Source organism: Mangrovitalea sediminis (assembly GCF_002514725.1).
Taxonomy (GTDB): Bacteria; Pseudomonadota; Gammaproteobacteria; order Pseudomonadales; family Oleiphilaceae; genus Mangrovitalea; species Mangrovitalea sediminis.
On the sequence record NZ_NTLB01000001.1, the window covers coordinates 1,086,343 to 1,101,910 of the forward strand.

General features: G+C 61.9%; 17 protein-coding genes. 1 reads left to right on the forward strand and 16 read right to left on the reverse strand.

What is annotated here, in order from left to right; all coding sequences use genetic code 11:
- Positions 1-25 precede the first annotated feature (25 nt).
- From dmpH to CLR77_RS05115, 7 genes are read right to left on the reverse strand one after another with little or no spacing between them, the layout of a single operon-like run.
- On the reverse strand, positions 26-814 hold the full coding sequence (gene dmpH / locus CLR77_RS05085) for a 2-oxo-3-hexenedioate decarboxylase (RefSeq protein ID WP_097459464.1): 789 nt from the start codon (positions 812-814) through the stop codon (positions 26-28).
- Entirely contained in the window at positions 811-1,866 is a 1,056-nt protein-coding gene (gene dmpG, locus CLR77_RS05090) for a 4-hydroxy-2-oxovalerate aldolase (RefSeq protein WP_097459465.1), read from the reverse strand. The genes dmpH and dmpG overlap by 4 nt, the downstream gene beginning before the upstream one ends.
- Before the next feature lie 13 nt (positions 1,867-1,879).
- The gene (locus tag CLR77_RS05095; RefSeq protein ID WP_097459466.1) at positions 1,880-2,788 is read right to left on the reverse strand and encodes an acetaldehyde dehydrogenase (acetylating); all 909 of its coding nucleotides are present in this window, start codon (positions 2,786-2,788) and stop codon (positions 1,880-1,882) included.
- Positions 2,789-2,804: 16 nt separating this feature from the next.
- Positions 2,805-3,596 carry a 2-oxopent-4-enoate hydratase gene (dmpE, locus tag CLR77_RS05100; RefSeq protein ID WP_198962666.1) on the reverse strand — a complete coding sequence of 264 codons (792 nt, stop codon included), beginning with the start codon at positions 3,594-3,596 and terminating at the stop codon, positions 2,805-2,807.
- A gap of 11 nt (positions 3,597-3,607) precedes the next feature.
- Positions 3,608-4,444: an alpha/beta fold hydrolase gene (locus tag CLR77_RS05105; protein WP_097459467.1), complete on the reverse strand. Its 837-nt coding sequence runs from the start codon at positions 4,442-4,444 to the stop codon at positions 3,608-3,610.
- 10 nt (positions 4,445-4,454) lie between these two features.
- Entirely contained in the window at positions 4,455-5,915 is a 1,461-nt protein-coding gene (locus CLR77_RS05110; protein WP_097459468.1) for a 2-hydroxymuconic semialdehyde dehydrogenase, read from the reverse strand.
- A 32-nt stretch (positions 5,916-5,947) separates the two neighbouring features.
- On the reverse strand, positions 5,948-6,367 hold the full coding sequence (locus CLR77_RS05115) for a GlcG/HbpS family heme-binding protein (RefSeq protein WP_097459469.1): 420 nt from the start codon (positions 6,365-6,367) through the stop codon (positions 5,948-5,950).
- 169 nt (positions 6,368-6,536) lie between these two features.
- On the opposite strand from CLR77_RS05115, the gene CLR77_RS05120 reads away from it, so the two are divergent.
- Positions 6,537-7,226 (forward strand): GntR family transcriptional regulator, encoded by a 690-nt coding sequence (locus CLR77_RS05120; protein WP_097459470.1) that lies wholly within the window; start codon positions 6,537-6,539, stop codon positions 7,224-7,226.
- A 102-nt stretch (positions 7,227-7,328) separates the two neighbouring features.
- On the opposite strand, the gene CLR77_RS05125 is transcribed toward CLR77_RS05120, so the two are convergent.
- The 9 genes from CLR77_RS05125 to CLR77_RS05165 form a co-directional block, all read right to left on the reverse strand.
- Entirely contained in the window at positions 7,329-8,249 is a 921-nt protein-coding gene (locus CLR77_RS05125; protein ID WP_097459471.1) for a catechol 2,3-dioxygenase, read from the reverse strand.
- A 23-nt stretch (positions 8,250-8,272) separates the two neighbouring features.
- On the reverse strand, positions 8,273-8,620 hold the full coding sequence (locus CLR77_RS05130; RefSeq protein ID WP_097459472.1) for a 2Fe-2S iron-sulfur cluster binding domain-containing protein: 348 nt from the start codon (positions 8,618-8,620) through the stop codon (positions 8,273-8,275).
- 17 nt (positions 8,621-8,637) lie between these two features.
- Entirely contained in the window at positions 8,638-9,699 is a 1,062-nt protein-coding gene (locus CLR77_RS05135; protein ID WP_097459473.1) for an NADH:ubiquinone reductase (Na(+)-transporting) subunit F, read from the reverse strand.
- A 37-nt stretch (positions 9,700-9,736) separates the two neighbouring features.
- Complete coding sequence (locus tag CLR77_RS05140) at positions 9,737-10,096, reverse strand: phenol hydroxylase subunit P4 (protein WP_097459474.1); 360 nt, start codon at positions 10,094-10,096, stop codon at positions 9,737-9,739.
- 83 nt (positions 10,097-10,179) lie between these two features.
- A complete protein-coding gene (locus CLR77_RS05145) occupies positions 10,180-11,721 on the reverse strand; it encodes an aromatic/alkene/methane monooxygenase hydroxylase/oxygenase subunit alpha (RefSeq protein WP_097459475.1) in 1,542 nt (513 codons plus the stop codon).
- 38 nt (positions 11,722-11,759) lie between these two features.
- On the reverse strand, positions 11,760-12,041 hold the full coding sequence (locus CLR77_RS05150) for an MmoB/DmpM family protein (protein WP_097459476.1): 282 nt from the start codon (positions 12,039-12,041) through the stop codon (positions 11,760-11,762).
- Positions 12,042-12,094: 53 nt separating this feature from the next.
- Positions 12,095-13,123, reverse strand: coding sequence for an aromatic/alkene monooxygenase hydroxylase subunit beta (locus CLR77_RS05155; protein ID WP_097459477.1), 1,029 nt, complete (start codon positions 13,121-13,123; stop codon positions 12,095-12,097).
- A gap of 93 nt (positions 13,124-13,216) precedes the next feature.
- The gene (locus tag CLR77_RS05160; RefSeq protein ID WP_097459478.1) at positions 13,217-13,450 is read right to left on the reverse strand and encodes a phenol hydroxylase subunit; all 234 of its coding nucleotides are present in this window, start codon (positions 13,448-13,450) and stop codon (positions 13,217-13,219) included.
- Positions 13,451-13,727: 277 nt separating this feature from the next.
- Positions 13,728-15,428 carry a sigma-54-dependent Fis family transcriptional regulator gene (locus tag CLR77_RS05165; RefSeq protein ID WP_097459479.1) on the reverse strand — a complete coding sequence of 567 codons (1,701 nt, stop codon included), beginning with the start codon at positions 15,426-15,428 and terminating at the stop codon, positions 13,728-13,730.
- Positions 15,429-15,568 lie beyond the last annotated feature (140 nt).

Here is a 15,568-nt window from a genome sequence, read left to right on the forward strand (position 1 = left end):
ACCGACAGACCGACAGACCGGCCGGTCAGACGAAACGCATCGATACCGAGCCCAGCCCCTGGGCACGCATGACGATACTGTCGCCCGCTTCCACCGGAATGGCCGCCGTCACCGCGCCGGACAGGATCAGGCTACCGGCGGGAATCTCCTGACCCCGTTCGGCCAGCATGTTGGCCAGCATGGCAATGCTGGTCGCGGGATGCCCCAGCACGGCGGCACCGGCCCCCAGTTCCATGATCTGGCCGTTCTTCTCCAGCACCATGCCCATATTGCGCAGATCCAGCTGAGCGGGATCGCCCATGGTCGTGCCGGTGACGAAGCGGGACGAGGAGGCATTGTCCGCGACCACGCTGACCAGGTCGAAGCGGAAGTTCTCGTAACGGGAATCGATGATCTCCACGGCGGGGATCACGAAATCCGTCGCTGCGAGCACCGCGCCCACATGGCAACCGGGACCACGCAGGGCCTTTTTGGTGACAAAGGCGATCTCGGCCTCCACCTTCGGGTGGATCAGTTCGCTGACCTTGATCTCGCCGGAATCGGGGCGCTCGAAGTAATCCGCCAGGAAGCCGTAGACCGGGGTGTCTACCCCCATCTGCTGCATTTTGGCGCGGGATGTCAGGCCCATCTTCATGCCCACGATGCGGGTGCCGCGGGCCTCCTTGCGGGCGCGGATGGCTTCCTGCACCGCGTAGGCGTCATGGAAGTCCATGTCCGGGTAGTCGTCGGTGACCTTCTTGACGTCATGGGGCGCGAGCTCGGCGTTCTCCAGGTGCTCGGCCAGGGCCAGGATCTGTTCTTGGGTCAGGCTCATGCGCTACCTCCGGCCATCTGATGCTGTTGTTCGGTGTCGCCCCGGGCCATGTCCAGAGCCACGTCTTCGATCATGTCTTCCTGTCCGCCGATGGTGCCGCGACGGCCCAGTTCCACCAGGATGTCCCGGGCCGGCACGCCATACTTCTGCTCCGCACGCTTGGCGAACAGCAGGAAGGAGCCATAGACGCCGGCATAACCCAGGGTCAGGGCATCGCGGTCGATGCGCACAGGGGTGTCCATCATCGGCACTATGTAGTCTTCGGCCACATCGCTGAGCTTGAAGACATCGATACCGGTTTCCACACCCATTCGGTGCAGCACCGCGTTGAGCACATCCAGTGGCGTGTTGCCGGCGCCGGCACCCAGTCCTGCGGCCGAGCCGTCGATGCGGTTGGCGCCCGCCTCGATAGCAGCCAGGGAGTTGGCCACTCCCATCGCCATATTGTGGTGACCGTGGAAACCCAGTTCGGTGTCCGGATTGAGTGCGGCGCGCAGGGCCCCGATGCGGGCCGTGACATCGTCGGGCAGCATGTAGCCGGCCGAGTCGGTGCAATAGATGCAGTTGGCGCCGTAGGACTCCATCAGCTTGGCCTGTTTGACCAGGGCTTCCGGCTCACTCATATGGGCCATCATCAGGAAGCCCACCGTATCCATGCCCAGCTTGCGGGCCAGGCCGATGTGCTGCTCGGAGACATCCGCCTCGGTGCAGTGGGTGGCGACCCGCAGGGTGCTGACCCCGCAGTCCCGCGCCATGCGCAGTTCGTCCACGGTACCGATGCCCGGCAGCAGCAATGCCGAGATCCGGGCGTTTTTCATCCGGGGCACCACCGCCTTGAGGTATTCCTCGTCGCTATGGGCGGGGAAACCGTAATTCACCGAAGCGCCACCCAGGCCGTCGCCATGGGTGACTTCGATCAGGGGTACACCGGCGTCGTCCAGGGCGGTGGCCACGGCGATCATCTCGTCGAGGCTGATCTGGTGGCGCTTGGAGTGCATGCCGTCACGCAGGCACATGTCATGCAGTGTTACTTTCCTGCCTTTGAGATCCATGATGCAGTCCTCCTCAGCTGGCCGCCGCGGCGGGTTTGAGTGTGCCGTTGGCGATTTCCTCGGCGAACATTTCCGCCGTGCGCAGCGCCGCCGCCGTCATGATGTCCAGGTTGCCGGCGTACTTGGGCAGGTAGTCCCCCAGCCCTTCCACTTCCAGGAACATGGACACCCGGTTGCCGTCGAAGACCGGGCCATTCTTGAGCCGGTAACCCGGCACATATTTCTGTACCTCGCGCACCATGCGATGCACCGAGTCGGTAATCGCCTCCTGGTCCGGCTCGTCTGCTGTCAGGCAGTGCACCGTGTCACGCATGATCAGCGGCGGCTCGGCCGGGTTAAGGATGATGATCGCCTTGCCCTTGGCCGCGCCGCCCACCTGCTCTACGGCACCGGCCGTGGTACGGGTGAATTCGTCGATGTTCTTGCGGGTACCGGGCCCTGCGGAGCGGGAGGCCACTGTCGCCACGATCTCGGCATAGTCCACCGTCTGGACACGACTCACGGCCGCCACCATGGGAATCGTCGCCTGGCCGCCGCAGGTCACCATGTTGACGTTGGTTTCCTGCTTGCCGACATGCTCCTTCAGGTTCACCGGGGGCACGCAATAGGGCCCGATGGCCGCAGGCGTCAGGTCGATGACCAGCACGCCCTGGGCCTGCAGCTTGGCGTTGTTCTCGCCATGCACGTAGGCCGAGGTGGCATCGAAGGCGATCTGAATGTTGTCGGCCGCCAGGTGCGGCACCAGACCGTCGACGCCCTCATGGGTGGTCTTCAGTCCCAGTTCACGGGCCTTGGCCAGACCGTCGGAATCCGGGTCGATGCCCACCATCCAGACCGGCTCGATCCAGTCCGAACGCAGGGCCTTGTAGAGCAGATCGGTGCCGATATTGCCGGACCCGATCAGCGCGGCTCTGATTTTCATGATTGTCATCCTCCCATCACACAAAACGGACCGAGGCGGTACCCAGCCCACCCACGGATACATGGACATGATCCCCGGCAGCGACAGGCTGCAGCGGCACCAGCGATCCGGACAGGATCACCTCGCCGGCTTCCAGCTTGATACCGAAACGCCCCAGGGTATTGGCCAGCCAGGCCACGCAGTTGACCGGCGAACCCAGGGCGGCGGCCCCGGCGCCGGTGGCGCAGATCTGACCGTTCTTTTCCATCACCATGCCGCAGGTCACCAGATCCAGCTGGCGCGGGCTGATAGCCCGGTCGCCCAGCACGAACAGACCGCAGGAGGCGTTGTCGGCGACCGTGTCCTGGATGCGGATCTGCCAGTCCCGGATACGTGAGTCGACTATCTCGAAGCAGGGCATGACGCATTCGGTCGCGGCCAGCACCTCGGCGTGGGTGATCCCCGGCCCAACCAGATCCTTCTTGAGGATGAAAGCGATTTCCCCTTCCGCCCGCGGTGCAATCAGCTGCTCGCTGATGGGCATCTCATCGCCATTGGCGAATAGCATGCGGTCGGTGAGATAACCGAAATCGGGCTGGTGCACATTCAGCATGTTCTGCACCGCCTTACTGGTGACGCCGATCTTCTTGCCGATGACCCGTTCGCCGTCCGCCAGTCGTTGCTCAAGCATGCGCAGCGAAATGTGGTAGGCGTCGTCGATACTGATGTCGGCCTCACGCTCGGTGAGCGGCGCGACGGTGCGGCGATGGCGCAGGGCCTGATAGAGTTCGTCGCCGTAGTGCTGTATTTGTTGGTCGGTCAAAGCCATGGGTTAGCTCCTCAGGATGCCGGACCGGCTTCGGCCAGGAAGTCGGCCACCAGCCGGTTGAAACGGGTGCTGTGTTCGATCTGGCTCCAGTGGCCGCAAGGGCCGAACACATGGAGCTGGGAATGGGGTAGCAGGTGATGCAGACGCAGGCTGCATGCCAGCGGGATCACGGCATCGTCCCGGCCATGGACGATCAGCACTTCCCGGTTCAGTGCTCGAATTGCCGCCTCTGGCGTGGCCAGGGCGTCGACCCAACGTTGGCGCGGGGCCGGGAACATGGCGGCATAGGCTTCCTGCACGCCCGGCCGGATACTGGCCTGGTAACGCAGGTCCGCCAGTTCGTCGGTGACCAGGCTTCGATCCGCCGCGAAGATATCCAGCAACGCCCGCATGTTGGCCACCGAGGGGGTATAACCCCAGACCGCATCCAGTCCCGGCGTAAGGTCGAAGCTGAGACCGGCACTGCCCATCAGCACCAGCCTGCCCACCCGCTCGGGGTGACGTGCAGCCAGAGAGAGCGCCAGGGCGCCACCGAAGGAATTCCCCACGATGTGGGCCTTTTCGATATCCAGGGCGTCCAACAGGTCCAGGGCATGGCGGCACCAGGTGTCCATGGTGTAGTCGATACCCGCAGGCCTTTCCGTGTAGCCGAAGCCGACCATGTCCTGGGCAATAACCCGGAACTGTTCGGCCAGTGCCGGCAGCACCAATCGCCAATTGGCCCAGGCGCTGACACCGGGACCGGAACCGTGGATCAACAGTACCGGCTCCCCGCTGCCCTGATCGTGGTAATTGGTCAGGAAATCGCCGGTGCGGATCTGACGGCCGATTTCAGGGTTGTCGCTCATGACCGACTCCTCAGAGCTTGATGCAGACGTTGGAGAGCTCGGCATAGAACTCCAGGCCGTGGACACCGCCCTCACGACCGATACCGGACTGCTTGCTGCCGCCGAAGGGCGTGCGCAGGTCACGCAGGAACCAGCTGTTGACCCAGCACAGCCCGACATCGATCTGTGGCGCCACACGGTGGGCGCGGGTCAGGTTCTCGGTCCAGATGGCGCACGCCAGACCGTAAGGCGTGTCGTTGGCCAGACGGACGGCTTCTTCTTCGGTATCGAAAGGCGCAATGTGGCAGCAGGGGCCGAAGATTTCCTCGCGGATCACCGCTGAGTCCTCGGACAGACCGGTCCAGATGGTCGGCTGGACCCAGGCGCCGCGGCCCAGCTCCGCCGGCATGTCAGGAACGCCACCGCCGGTCACCACGGTGGCGCCGTCCGCAACCGCCCGCTCGTAGTAGGACAGCACCTTGGCCCGGTGCTCCTCGCTGATCAGGGGGCCGAAATTGTTGCCCGCATCTTCCCACCAGCCCATGCGCAATTCTTCGGCACCTGCTTTCAGGCGGGCGACGAACTCGTCGAACAGCGAACGGTGCACGTACACCCGCTCGGTACCGAGACAGACCTGGCCGCAGTTGGCGAACGCCGAGCGCATGGTGCCCTCGACCGCCTTATCCAGGTCCGCATCCTCAAACACAATGGCAGCGTTCTTGCCGCCCAACTCGAAGGACACATTGCGGATACCCTCGGCGGCGGCCTTCATGATGGCCGTGCCCGTGCGGGTCTCGCCGGTGAAGGTAATGCCGTCCACACCCGGGTGCCGGGTCAGGAACTCGCCGGCCGAATCGGGCCCGAAACCATGCACCACGTTGTAGACGCCCTTGGGAATACCCGCCTCGTTCATCACCTCGCCCAGCAGTGCGGCGGTATGAGGCGTTTCCTCCGAGGGTTTGACCACCACGGCATTACCGCAAGCCAGCGCCGGTCCCACTTTCCACGTCATCAACAGCAAGGGCAGGTTCCAGGGGGAAATCACGCCGATGACGCCGCGAGGCTTGCGCACCGCATAGTTCAGGGCACCAGCGCCGTCCGGCGTATCCATATGGAAGCTTTCGGTGGGTACGTTTTTGACCAGGTCGGCGAAGACCTTGAAGTTGGCCGCCCCACGGGGAATGTCGATATGGGAAGCCAGGGACTTGGGTTTGCCCGTATCGAGGCATTCCGCTTCAAGGAATTCGTCGAAGCGGGCATTGATGCCGTCGGCCACCTTGTGGAGCAACTCGGTGCGCCGTGCGACAGGCATCTTGCCCCATTCGCCGGCCATGGCGGCTCTTGCTGCCGCCACGGCCTGATCGATCTCAGCCTGACCGCCCTCGTGGACCCGGGCGATCACCTCGCCGTTGGCCGGGTTCACGTCATTGAAGACACGACCTGTCGAGGAAGCCACGTATTCGCCGTTGATGAAGTGTCGGATCTCTTTCATGTCGCTCACCTGATACGCTTGACCAAAATGCACTAACCCAGAGCAGCCAGTCCCGCCCGGGCACAAATCTCATCCTGTTCCTCACTGCCGCCGGAAACACCGATGCCACCGATACAGGCTCCCTCCAGCATCACCGGCAGCCCGCCGCCGAACATCACCAGCCGTTCCCGGCTGGCCAGCCCCTGACGCAGGCCGTCGTTATCCGCCAGGACAGATGCCCAGGCAGCGGTCGAAAGACCGAAGCTCGCTGCCGTATAAGCCTTGTCTTCCGCGATACCGATGGAATGCAGCGGCGCACCCGACATCCGTAGGAAAGCCATGGGCAGTCCGGCGCGGTCCACCACGGCCACATTGATGCGAATCCCCAGCGCTGCGGCTTTTTCCACGGCAGCCCTGGCGGCGGCCATAGCCGCTTCCCAATGGATGCCGGGCAGGGTTTCCGTCAATAGCATGTTGGGTCTCCGATTTGCCGCCGACGCTACAGGTCCGGCGAGGCCTCAAAACAACTTATCGATTGTTTATTTAAATATCGATATTTTGTAAAAGCATGGATATTACGTGGATGGATGTCAATAGCGCTGATATACTTTTCAGCAAATTTCCAAATCCAAGATCGCCGGCATGTCCAACAACGAAAACATCACGCTCTCCGAAAGCGCCTACGAGCGACTGAAAAAAGACATCATTCGTGGCACCCTCCCGCCCGGTACCCGCCTGGCAGTGAAACAGCTCTCCGACAGCTACGAGATCGGCGCCAGTCCCATCCGTGAAGCCCTGGCCCGCCTGGTGGGCGAGGGCCTTGTGCGGGTATTCGGCCAGCGGGGCTTCCGGGTGCCACCAATCGATCTGGCTGATCTCTGGGACGTCACCAACACCCGCGTTCTGGTCGAATGCCAGGCCCTGCGCCAAAGCATCGAAGCCGGTGACGACGCCTGGGAAGCGAATGTGGTCGCGACCTATCACCAACTCGAAAAGATGGAATACAAGCCGGACCACGACTTCGCGGAATGGGAGCGCCGCAACCAGGCGTTCCACGAAGCCCTGGTCGCCGCCAGTCCCTCCCGCTGGCTGCAACGGATGCGCGCCATCCTTCACGACCAGCATCGCCGCTACCGTTTCCTCAGTACCCGCTTCGAGCCCAGTCGTGATGTCGCTGCCGAGCACCGTGCCCTGCGCGATTCCGCCCTGGCCCGCGATGCGGACAAGGCGACCGAGGTGCTGAGAAGCCACATCGAGCGCACCGCCCACAACGTGGAGCAGGTGCTGGCTAGCGGCGATACCGAACTACGGGAAGCCGCCGGCCTTAACTGACGACGGCTAAGCGCTGGATTTCCAACCCTCTCCCGGCCCTCCTGGCTTTCGGCTGAAAGTGCCCGGCATAACGCCGGGCATGTCACGGGGGACCGCAGCGCCTCAGGTCACCACTTCCAGGAATCGCTCGTTGAGTTGGCGATCGTGGTAGAAGATTGCCTTGCCCAGTTGGTCCGTGGTCCAGGTAATGGTGGGCTGATCCGGATACCAGGTGGACCCCCCGGCAAACACCTCGTTGCGGTTACCCGAAGGATCGAAGAAATAGATCGTCTTGCCCCGGGTGATCCCGTGACGGGTGGGACCGATATCGATGGAGATGTCGTATTTCGAGATCAGGTCCGCCGCTCGCAGCACTTCGTCCCAACTCTCCAGGTAGAACGATGCGTGGTGGAGTTTGCCTTTCTCCGCATGGCGGATGATGGCCAGGTCGTGGGCCTTGTTGGAACAGGTCAGGAAGGCGCCGATCATCAGATCGCCATCCATGACCTGCTCGGTCAGGTCGAAACCCAGGGCCTCACGGAACAGCTTGACGGTGCCGTCCAGGTCATCGCCGTACAGCAGGCAGTGATCGAACCGATGCGCCCCCATGCCTTTGACTTCGTCACAGAAGCAATCGGGGTTGGTGGTGCCGACCGCGTTGCCGTGAAAGTCTTTCTCGGCGTAGAGCTCGAACGTGTGTCCGGTCGGCGAATCGAAACGGACTCGCTCGCCACAGTGCTCCAATTCTCCGGCGGGGATGCGCTCGACGTTGCAGCCAAACTCCCGCACCGCCTTCTCGAGCCGGTCCAAGGCGTCGGTGTCACGGACCTTGAAGGCCATGAAGTCCATCCCCGGCTCATCGGCCTCGCGCAGGACTACCGAAAACCAGTCGTACTCGTCCCAGGCCTTCAGGTAGACCCGGCCCTGGGCGTCACGGCCGGTCTCGATCAGACCGAGACGCTTGGTGTAGTGTTTGTGGGCATCGTCCATATCCAGTACGCGGAGCTGAACGTGCCCCGGTCGCAGTACATCGTTACAAGCCATTTTTTATTCTCCTCCTGAAAAACTCAGGTCTGCTTATGGCCCGCCCCGGGGGCGGATTGAATACGACACAGGTTCTTTCGCATCTTCCCAATCACTGCCAGGCGCAGGTCCGATAGCGGAAAGGCCCGGCAGGCAAGGACAACACCCTCGGCCTCCTCTTCCGCCGTGACATGGGCCCGGCTCATCTTCAGGGCGCGGATCCTTCCCTCGCCCACTCGGATCTTGCACACACCGCAACCGCCGCCCCGGCAACCCACCGGAATCCCCTTACGTCCCAGGGCCTCCATGGCTCGCAGCAGGTTCTGCTCATCGCTGCAGGGATAGCTTTCGCCGGTGTCCGACAGGCTCACGGTGTAGATACACTCAGACATGCTCGGGGTCCTCCGGCTCAAAGACTCTTGAACAGGGGTGAACGCCGGTTGCCCTGAGAGGCATCAGCCGCCGTGATGAACTTCTCCATATAGATGTCACGCTCGAACAGCCGACCGCGCATCAGCGTGGTCAGACAGGCATCGATCATTGGCGGCGGCCCGCACAGGTAAGCCTTATGGCCGGCGAACATGCCGTCGAAACGCTTGCGCGCCACGTCGTGCACGAAGCCCACATCGCCGTCCCAGTCGTCGTCCGGCGCGGGTTCGGACAGGGCCGGGATATAGGTGAAGTTGTCGTGTTTGGCGGCCAGGTCGGTAAACAGGTCGTGGTAATACAGTTCGGCCCTGTTGCGGGCGCCGTACACCAGGGTGATCCGGCGCGGGTCGCCGCTTTCCAGCAGGTCCAGGATCATCGACTTGGGGCTGGACAGTCCGGTCCCGCCAGCAAAGAAGATCAGGTTCTCCGGTGCCGACTTGCGCACGAAGAAACGACCGTAAGGGCCGGACAGCTTCAGCCTGTCACCCACCTTCAGCGACTGGTGGATATAGCTGGTTGCCTCACCGCCCGGCACCAGACGGATATTGAGTTCGATAACCCGTTTCTCGCCCGGCGCGTTGGCCAGGGAGAACGCCCGCGGCAGAGCAACCTCCGGCACATGCAGGTTGATGTACTTACCCGCCTGGAACTCCAGATCCCGGTCCAGCTCGATGAACACACCCTTGGCAGTGGGCGACAGATCCACCAGCTCCACCACGGTGCCGTCGAAATCCTGAACCGGCTGGATCAGAGCATCGGGCTCTTCCTCGATATCCGCCTCAATCACCACGTCGGACAGCGGGCGGGCGCAACAGGCCAGCGCCAGCCCCTCTTCCCGCTCGAAGTCCATCAGCGCGAAGGGCGATGCATCGCCATGGTCCACTTCGCCTTCCACCACCTGCACCTTGCAGGTGCCGCACAATCCGTGGCAGCAGGCATGGGGCAGATAAAGGCCGTTACGCAGCGCGGCGTCGAGCAGCGTCTGCTCTTCATCCACCTCCAGGCGCTCGCCCACCGGCTCGATGCTGAGTTCGTATGTCATGTCGCGTTACCTCCCGCGGAAGCCCTTGGTGCAGTGTTCAGCTGGCCGAACCGGCAATACCGTCGAGACCGGGCACCCGGAAGCGCAGCAGGGATTTGTGATGAATCCCCTGGGCCTCGAGCGACTGCTGGGGATCCGGCGTAAACGGCTGCTGATCCAACGACCATTCCGCCTGCTCCCAGTCGAGCCGGGCCCAGTCCGGATGACTGCCGTAGACACCGGGCAGCACTTCCGTGAGCACCGCACCGAAGGGCATGTCCGGTGGCAGCGGCAAGCACACCGGCGCACAGAACATGAGGTGTTTGTCCCAGCCGAAATACACCAACTGGTTACCGTGGAAATTGGCCTGGACGTCTTTGGGTTGGCCCTGGTAGTCGTACATCGCTGTTACTGGCATCTGTCTTCTCCCGGGGGAGCCGTTGCTCCCCCTTGCGCAATTCAATCCCCGGTGGCACCAAGCCTTGGGGCGCCACCTTCCGATTACCCGTTGACCACGGCCTTGAGCGTGCGCTCGGCCTCTTCGGTCAACCCCTTCCACTTGAGCCAGTTGGCCCGGTCCTGGGAGTAGAGGTAATCCTTGTTGTCCTCGCCGTCGCGCAGGTGGTACCACTCCAGGACCTCCGGGACACTGGCGCCGCCGCAGTTGCCCTGATAGATCTGGTGGACCGGCAACCACGCCTGGACATACTTCTCCGGTTCGTCGTCGAAGATGTCCTTACAGCCGTCGGAGCAGAAGTGATACTTCTCGCCCTTGTAATCGCTGCTGCGATAGCAGGTGGTGGTGGGATCGTCCGGCTCGGTGAAGACCATGGGGATCTGACAGGTCTGGCAGAGCATGGGCAGGGTGTTGTTGTACCAACGCTCTCCCTTGTCCGTTTGCGACTGCCAGTGCTCGAAGCGGGGGCGGTAGTACTGATCGAAGGTGTGCGGGTACTTGGTCGTCAGCCACTGCATTTCAGCTTCGTCCGGCACCCAGGAATGGAAGGCTGCAGCGTGGTCGTAGTTGTAGAAGGTGCTCCAGACCTCGTGGGACAGGCGCTCCTTCTCCTTGACCGTCACTTCCCAGTACTTGGGCATGCGGATACCGTAACGGGCCAGGTCCTCGAACAGGGCGCCGCCGTTCTGCTCGAAGTACATTTCCCAGGCTTCCTTCCAGGACATGACCCGCTTGGGCAGCATGTAGTCCATCATCATGGACACCAGCGCCAGCAGGCGGTAACCGCGCCAGAACCACTTGTCGATCCACTTCTGGACGATGGGAACGTTGCGCTCGTCCTGTTCGAGCATGAACTTGATGACTTCCAGCCCCAGGGTCATGTGACGGGACTCGTCCGACTGGGCGGAGAAGCCGAAGGTCACGGTGGCCATATCGCCGTTGAAGGCGGCACCGGACATGAACGGCATGAACAGCAGGTTGGTCAGCACGTACTCGAAGCTGAACGAGATCGCGGTGACGAACTCAAAGGGTCCGGCGGACATGGCGTCGTCGAAGAAGCTCTTGGGCACGGACAGGTACCAGACCCGGTCGTGCATGTGCTGCCAGTCGTGGAAGCCGTTGAAGTACTTGTTGTAGTGACTGATGGTGTGAATCTGGGTCTGCACATGACGCAGCTCGTCGATGGACTGCATCTGGCAGGATACCTGCGGCCCCACGCCGCCGAACTGCCGGCCGGCCATGGCGAAACCCCGGTGGGCCGCGTATTCCAGCGGCGACACTCCGGTCAGGAACAGCTTGAGCGCATTGATATAGCGCGCGTCGGTGACATTGAGCTGGCCGTTGTTCTGGGCGAAGGCATCAATGATGGAGTAGAGCTTCTTCTCCTTCTCCGCCTGGTATTTCCAGTAGGCGTCGACGGTCAGGCGGAAAGGGTCCTCCCACTTGTCCCAGTCGTGGATGTGAATCCCCTCGAAATCGGTCTGGGGAAAGATATCCGACTTCTTCTGGTAGCTCGGTTCCCAGGCCAGATCACGGGTGAATTTCTGGTATTTCTCACGCAGGTTGAGACGCTGGTTGGCACTCATTGTTGTTCTCCTCGAATCGTTGAATCACGACGGCAGGCTCAGTTGGCCCGCTCCAGCCCGAACTGGTCCTCGTCCTCGATGACATTCCCCGAGAGCGAGATCAGATTGATGTGGATTTCCTGGGGGTCCCAGTCCCGGCCGATCAGGTCCTCGACCGTTTCACGCCGGATGACCAGGCGTCCCGGCGCGTCGATCTTGACCATGGCCGGGTAGAACTCGACCCGGGCGTCGCTGTTGTCGTGTTCGATCGCTTCGATGAGGGGGCGTGATTCCTCATTGTTTTGCAGAGCGATGTAAACATTGTTGTTTTTGTTGACCATGTGATGCTCCTCGGCCCCGGCGACACCGCGGCCCTAAACGTGATTCGCGGGGTTCAACTGGCCATTGCCGGCGCAGGCTCGCCGACATGCAGACCGCATTTCTTGGTGGCTCGCTGCGCCAGTGCCGTCTGCAGCTCGTCCATGACGGCGCCGGCATCGCTGCCCAGCATCTCCACAGCGACCGGCGTCAGTGCCTCGGCGACACGGTCCACCCAGTGACCCATCCACTGTTCGAGCTGCGCCTTGTTGGCGTCGGATTCGGCGGCAGCCGTTTTGAGGGTCATATCCACCCAACGACTGGTTTCGGTAAACCATTCGTTCATGAACTCGGTGAGCATGGAGATGGTGGAACCGCTGTGCTGCTCCAGCACCCGATCGAAACGGTCATAGACCAGCGGGTAAAGGATTCCATCAAGCACAAAGTCCTGGGCCACCAGCAGCTCAAACCAATCCCTGGTGACCATCAGGTCCTCTGCCAGGCGCCGCAGAGGCTGCCATACAGGAGCCTGCATCCAGTCCTGCTTCGCCGCATCCAGGGATTCAGCGCTGCCGCCGTCCAGCATCAGACCGATACGGGACAGGTATTGGGCAATGCCCAGACGGTCGATCCCCACGAACATCGCGGCCTGGGTGATGGCCGTACCGTAGCCGTAGGCGGCGACATAGCAGTTGTTCATGTTGGCGGCGTACTCGAGGTGACGCAGCGGTACCAGCAAACGGGCGGCCTTTTCGCGCCAGGCGCTTTCCAGGGTGTCGGCGAGATTGCGCTTTTCGACGAACGCAAAGTTGCGCTCGGCGGCATCCTGCTGCTTGGCCCGCGCCATGGTCCAGGTGCCGTAATAGAACTGGCGTGGGTCCTTGAAGACGTACCAGTCCGTCATCTCGATACGGGTGCGACCGGTGTCGTACAGGGCGTGGTCGGGATCCCAGTAGGGGCGATAATGGAAGTTGGCCGTGGGCTGCAGATCGTACATGGCCTCCAGATAGCGGGAAGCCGGTTTATCGGCTCCCAGGCGACGGGCCACGTTATCGAAGGTGTGTCGCAACGGTTCAACGGATGTGGTCTTGATTTCTATTGTCATTGTTATCCTCCAGTTTTCCGGAACGGGACCGGTGCCCGATACTGCGATGCGTAACTGCTGGGTCCGGCCACCCACCGCGGGCCGGAACGCTCTTCAGTTCAGCCCTCCTTCCCGCCATTTACGCCGGTCGGCGTCGAGCGCCGCGGCATCGTTATCGGAGAGGTAGGCCACCTGGTTGTTGGCACAGAATTCGCTGAATGCCTGTACCGGCAGAATCAGCTCCACGTAGAGATCCGAATCCCCGTAGGAGAAATCGAACTCGACGAAACCATCCGGCCGGCGGTCGGTCACCCGCACATAGGGTTGTCTGTCGGTCAGTCGGTTCATGGCACTTCCACCTCAGTGCCCCGCGCGAGGCGCAGGGACGCATTTCCCCAGATACCGGCCGGTAAAGCAGGCCAGTCGCTGAACACAGAAAAGCATCAAGCGTGCCAAATCGATAAGATGATGTTTTATCGATATTTTGAGCGGGTAAGGGAAATAATCGAGGGAAAGCAGGTGACCAAATCATCAAAACAGTGAAGGGAATTGATGATTTGATTAATCATTTGGGAAAGGAAGGATGTCGACAGCCCCGGTCGGAACCGACCGGGGCCCATTCGGGTCAGGTGACCTTTTTCAGGCGATACGCCAACTGGGCGCGGGTCATGCCCAGCATGCGGGCGGCCGAGGTGAGGTTGCCGTCGCTACGTTCTACCGCCGCTTCCATCAGGCGCTTTTCCAGATCGTCCAATGACGCCCCGCTGGCGAGGGCATCTTCCACAACAGCGTCCATGCTGTCGCCCGCCGGTGCCTCGACCGGGGATGCCCCGGCTGAACGGTCTCCCTCGGGTACAGGCTCGCTGCGGGCGGGAGGACGATGACTGAAGGTCACTGCGGGGAACAGATCCTTGATATCGATGCAGTCGCCATTACCAACCAGGATCACACCACGTTCGATCATATTCTCCAGTTCACGGATATTGCCAGGCCACTCATAGGCCTTAAGCGCCGTGATCGCCCTTTCGGTAACGCCGGTGATACGCTTGCTGTGCCGTGCGTTGTACTTGTCGAGGAAGCGTTGTACCAAAAGCGGCACGTCTTCCTGGCGCTCCCGCAACGGGGGTAACAGGACCGGATAGATATTAAGACGGTAATAGAGGTCAGCGCGAAAGCGCCCATCCTGCACGGCCTGCAGCAGATCCACATTGGTCGCGGCCACCAGACGCACATCGACGCGTCGGGTCTGGGTGTCGCCCACCCGTTCCAGCTCCCCCTCCTGCAGCACCCGCAACAATTTGGCCTGGGCAGCTGGAGACAACTCGCCCACCTCGTCCAGGAACAGGGTCCCGCCATGGGCCCGCTCGAAACGACCGGGCCGGGACTGTTGCGCACCGGTAAAGGCGCCCTTCTCCACCCCGAACAATTCGGACTCAATCAGCTCTTCAGGCATGGCAGCACAGTTGACCGCCACAAAAGCACTGCTCGCCCGGGGACTCATCTCATGGAGCGCCCGGGCAAACATCTCCTTGCCGACGCCGGTCTCACCCAGCAACAGCACCGTCACATTGCTCTCGGCGGCCTTGCGGATCATATCGGCGGTGCGCCGGAAGGCTTCGGAGACGCCCACCATGTCCCCCACGGTGAACTCCTGGTCCAGCGAATAGCGCAGGTGCTCCACCTGATTCTGCAACTGCACGATCTGGTCCGCCACCCGGTCTGGCTGGAAGTACCTCAACTCCTGCTTGATCTCCGGCCCCCACTCTTCGACGGTGCGGCCGATGATCCGGCACCGGCTGTCACCCTTACCCTGACAGTCCACTTCACGGAATACCACCGGCCGGCGCATCACGGCACTGGTGTAACCCGAGGCATAGCCCACCTGCATCCAGCACACGGATTCGTTATGCATCCCGAAATGTTCGAGGTGAACTTCAGCTTCGTAGGCGTGGTCCCAGGCAAACTCACCATGGAAGGTACCGGCAGCCACATCGATCTCGAACTGGATCGGCTTGACGTCGACGATACCCTCAAGGGAATGCAGTTGGGGACCCAGATTCATCAGGTCCTCGTCGGAAGCACTGGGCATCATCTGACGCACCATCTTCGCGTCACGCTGTCCAGAGGCATAGCCCATTCGCGTCAGCACGCCGCGGGCGCGATCGAGGCCCAGCGTATCCACCATTTCTTTACGCAAGGAGCCCAGCGCTCCGGTATGCAGCAGAACCATGCGCTGCCCTTCCAGCGATATATGGCCGGACCGGAAGGACAGGTGAAGCTGCGAGGCCAGTTCAGGCAACTCGTCGAACTCAAAACCGGATGTCATATTATTCTCCTGCCTCGACAAACCGCGCCGAGGGGCCACCTCTCAACACGGGGACGCACACCGTTTTTCCTCAGTTCCTTCCCTGTCCTTTCAGTGCACTCGATTAAATGCAGCTCCTATCGAAACTCCCCAAATCGTTA